This window comes from Actibacterium sp. D185-2 (assembly GCF_054954595.1).
In genome coordinates this window covers 1-3,847 of record NZ_JBPWNX010000045.1, presented here as the reverse complement: position 1 = coordinate 3,847, position 3,847 = coordinate 1, and the positions used below count along the sequence as shown (strand labels likewise).

Here is a 3,847-nt window from a genome sequence, read left to right as displayed (position 1 = left end):
CAGGCCGCTCGCAGCCCTTCAGAAGTTCGTCCAGCAGTTCTTTGGAAATCGTCATCGTCCTTGCTCCTCTCAGGAAGCATGGACCAAACCGAAGTTACACAGAAGATCGGACACTCTCTGATCCGCTCCCCCGATACCGAGTTGCGCTGGCAGGGCCGGTCCCGCCGCCCACCGCTCGACCCGGTCAATGCGCTGCTCTCCTTCCTCTACACGCTGCTGACCCATGACTGCCGCAGCGCCTGCGAAGCCGTCGGGCTTGACCCCGCCGTCGGGTTTCTGCATCGCGACCGCCCCGGCCGCCCCAGCCTCGCGCTTGACCTGATGGAAGAGTTGCGCGCGCCGCTGGCTGACAGGCTCACGCTCTCGCTGCTCAATCGCCGCCAGTTGCGCGCGGGTGATTTCCGACAGATGGAGGGCGGCGCCGTGCTGCTTTCGGATGACGCCCGCCGCACCTTGCTGACTGCCTGGCAAGAACGTAAAAAAGAAGAGCGTCTGCACCCTTTTCTTCAGGAAAAAGCGCCCTTCGGCCTTGTGCCCTACCTTCAGGCGCAGATGCTCGCCCGCCATCTGCGCGGAGATATCGACGCCTATCCGCCATGGTTCTGGAGTTGAAAAATGCTCGTCCTGGTCACCTATGATGTGAACACCCTCGAACAGGGCGGCAAGAAGCGCTTACGTCAGGTCGCGCGCGCCTGTCTGGATTACGGCCAACGGGTACAGTATTCGGTGTTCGAGATTGAGGTTGACCCGGCACAGTGGACAAAACTAAAGGCGCGGCTGGAAGGCATAATCCGACCCGAGCTGGACAGCCTGCGCTACTACTATCTCGGTGCGAACTGGACACGCAGGATAGAGCATGTCGGCGCCAAGCCTGCGACCGATCTGAACGGCCCGCTGATTGTCTGAAGCCGGATTGCGAACCGTAAGCGTGTATCGACTGCGGCGGGGGTTCGCACTCGACCTAAGCACTTTATTTTTGAAGATTTCTCCTGACCCGGCGTTCTCAAGGCCCTCCTGCACTTCGGATCGCCGGGCAGTTCGCATATTCTAAAAGATTTACGCCGCGTCTACAGCGCTTTATCGATAAGCTGTCGCCCCCTTCACGGGGGCGAGGATCGAAACGTCAATGAGGTCGAGGATGATACTGTCGACGTGTCGTCGCCCCCTTCACGGGGGCGAGGATCGAAACCTGAAAGCCGACAGAAACTCCGGCTCAAGGAGAAGTCGCCCCCTTCACGGGGGCGAGGATCGAAACAAAAAGGTAGCGGCAGATATAGTCGCTGCTCATAGTCGCCCCCTTCACGGGGGCGAGGATCGAAACATATGAAACGCAATCTTCGCTCTCCCCGGTATCGTCGCCCCCTTCACGGGGGCGAGGATCGAAACAGATAGTCAGCGCGAGTATCGCACGGCTGTAAAGGTCGCCCCCTTCACGGGGGCGAGGATCGAAACTACAAATACGGGGCTTTTTGGGACTGTGATCCCTTGTCGCCCCCTTCACGGGGGCGAGGATCGAAACGCTGATATTGTGAGCGAAAAGGCTGGCCGGTGGGTCGCCCCCTTCACGGGGGCGAGGATCGAAACAGTAGCGCACATAAGACGACCGGCCATAAGAGCGGTCGCCCCCTTCACGGGGGCGAGGATCGAAACTGGGTACTGTGAATCTGTACCTTTTGACTGGCGTCGCCCCCTTCACGGGGGCGAGGATCGAAACACCATATCCAGCAGATCCGTGATGTCGTCGCCCTGTCGCCCCCTTCACGGGGGCGAGGATCGAAACATGGCTGAAGGTCACATCGCCATCGGGTATCTGACCTGCCCCCCGCGTCTCCCTCGTTTATAACGAGAGTTTGCGGGTCTGGTTTTCATAGTTCTGGTCGTCGATTTGGGCAAGCGCGCCGGGCGCGGAGCCCTCAAATTGCTCAAGCGTCCGGCGCGCTTCTGCGGGTGTCTGGTTTCCGAGCGATGAGTGCGGCCTGACATTGTTGTAGTCATATCGCCAAAGGGCCAGCTTGCGCCGGGCATCGTCCAGACTGTCGAACATCTCCTCATTCAAGAGTTCGTCGCGCAGGCTGCCGTTGAATGACTCGATGAAAGCATTCTGCTGCGGCTTGCCAGGATCAATGTAATGCCAGTCCACACCGTTCTCGTTCGTCCATTTCAGGATCGCCCGGCTGGTGAACTCCGTCCCGTTGTCACTGACAATGCTGGCAGGCTTTCCATAGATACGGACAAGGGCATCCAGTTCCCGAGCAACTCGGGCGCCCGAGATGCTGGTGTCGGCCATCAGGCAGAGGTTCTCGCGACAGCAATCATCGTTCACCGCCAGAATGCGGAACCGGCGCGATGTCCCGAACGTGTCAGACAGGAAGTCCAGCGACCAACGCTCGCCCGGCCTTAGTGTCGGATTCAAAACGGGCTGAATGATTTCAGCCTGTTGTGATTCTGTCCGGTTGAAAGCTGAACGGAGATCACGATGGCCTAGACTGAATTCACCCGCGCGCAGCATAAGCGCAATACGAAACGCTATCCAAGCGATTTGACCGATGCGGAATGGAAGATCGTGCAACCCTTCTTGCCCTGCCACAATCGGGTTGGGCGTCCGCGAAAGGTTAAATTGCGGCGGGTCTGGAATGCGATCCAGTATCTTGCCGCCGCCGGGTGCGCATGGTCTCTCCTGCCGAAGGACTTTCCGCCGGCCTCGACCGTGCGTTATTATTTCTATCGCTGGCGCGATGATGGCCTGCTGGCCGAGATCAACCGGGAACTGGTCGCGCAGGCGCGCCTCTCGGCAGGACGCGATGTGCAGCCGACAGCCGGTGTGATCGACAGCCAGAGCGTGAAAACCTCTGAAAACACATCCCTTTCCGGCTACGATGCGGGCAAGCGGATCAAGGGACGCAAGCGCCACATCATCACTGACACCTGCGGAAACCTGATCGCATGCGAGGTCCACACCGCCAATATCCAGGATCGGGATGGCGCGCCCCTGGTCTTCGCAAGGCTGCGCCGCGAGGCCCCGAAACTGCGCCACATGTTCGCGGATGGCGGCTATGCCGGGCCAAAGCTGCGGGGTGCCCTTGTCAGCCTCGGGCGCTGGACGCTGCAGATTGTAAAACGCTCCGACACCGCCAACTGGCTGTAAGCGGTGGTCCCGCCCCACGTTGCGGCTGATGGCTTCGGCTGCCAGGTGATACCCGTCTCATGATGGGGAGTGCGCTTCGCAATGTGCGCGACAAATTCGTTTCTCAGATCATTGGGCGTCGAGTTCTACGCGTCCGGTCATCGGCGATGGACTGATGCCGCCAAGGCTCGCGCTGTGGCAGAGACGCTGGAGCCGGGGGCGACAGTGAATGCGGTCGCCGGTCGGTATGGTATCCGCCCGAACCAACTCTCCGCCTGGCGACGGCTGGCGAAGCTCGACGAGCGACTTACCGAACTCTGAGAGCGCCTTAACCCAATCTGTATTGTGAAAGGCCTGCGGAAGACTGACGATATATCTACCCGCAATCGTTGGCGCGATAGCTCGTGCGTGAGTTCCGCCCTCCGCTTCAATCTCTCTCAAGAACCCTACGACAACCCTGTTGTACAGACCCTGCTGCTGCAGAAGTGCTTGGGGCAGCCCGCCTTCTGACATCAACGAATAAAGATACTGGTGTATCCCAGTTTCAGTTGTGCGGACTTTTCTGAGCCACCACTTCAATCCCCGATCAACCAAAACCACAGCTAGGTCGTGTTGACAAAAGGGATTCACACGGCGGTTCAGGCGTGATTCAAGCTGGTATCTGCGATGGAGACCAGCTTGGCACGAGACCTTATGTCGGACGAGGAATGGGGGTTCTTTGAA

Annotated in this window: 2 protein-coding genes, 3 pseudogenes and 1 CRISPR repeat array; of the genes and pseudogenes, 4 read left to right on the top strand and 1 reads right to left on the bottom strand. The window is 59.3% G+C overall.

Annotated elements, in window-relative coordinates; genetic code table 11:
* Positions 1–78: 78 nt before the first annotated feature.
* Positions 79–612: a CRISPR-associated endonuclease Cas1 gene (gene cas1, locus ACSR1C_RS20360; RefSeq protein WP_462574185.1), complete on the top strand. Its 534-nt coding sequence runs from the start codon at positions 79–81 to the stop codon at positions 610–612.
* A 3-nt stretch (positions 613–615) separates the two neighbouring features.
* The gene (gene cas2, locus ACSR1C_RS20355) at positions 616–906 is read left to right on the top strand and encodes a CRISPR-associated endonuclease Cas2 (protein WP_460260837.1); all 291 of its coding nucleotides are present in this window, start codon (positions 616–618) and stop codon (positions 904–906) included.
* A gap of 184 nt (positions 907–1,090) precedes the next feature.
* Positions 1,091–1,780: a CRISPR direct-repeat array (repeat unit 32 nt; unit sequence GTCGCCCCCTTCACGGGGGCGAGGATCGAAAC).
* 57 nt (positions 1,781–1,837) lie between these two features.
* On the opposite strand, the pseudogene ACSR1C_RS20350 reads toward cas2, so the two are convergent.
* A pseudogene (locus tag ACSR1C_RS20350) lies at positions 1,838–2,401 on the bottom strand (integrase core domain-containing protein); the annotation flags it as partial.
* Between the two features lie 138 nt (positions 2,402–2,539).
* Between ACSR1C_RS20350 and ACSR1C_RS20345 the strand changes: the two are divergent.
* Together ACSR1C_RS20345 and ACSR1C_RS20340 are read left to right on the top strand one after the other, a co-directional pair.
* A pseudogene (locus ACSR1C_RS20345) lies at positions 2,540–3,133 on the top strand (IS5 family transposase); the annotation flags it as partial.
* A 93-nt stretch (positions 3,134–3,226) separates the two neighbouring features.
* A pseudogene (locus ACSR1C_RS20340) lies at positions 3,227–3,409 on the top strand (transposase); the annotation flags it as partial.
* Between the last annotated feature and the right edge of the window lie 438 nt (positions 3,410–3,847).

Excerpts from the sequence above, each read along its gene's own strand:
- cas2 (WP_460260837.1), top strand. The coding sequence starts at position 616 with ATGCTCGTCCTGGTCACCTATGATGTGAACACCCTCGAACAGGGCGGC.
- cas1 (WP_462574185.1), top strand. The coding sequence starts at position 79 with ATGGACCAAACCGAAGTTACACAGAAGATCGGACACTCTCTGATCCGC.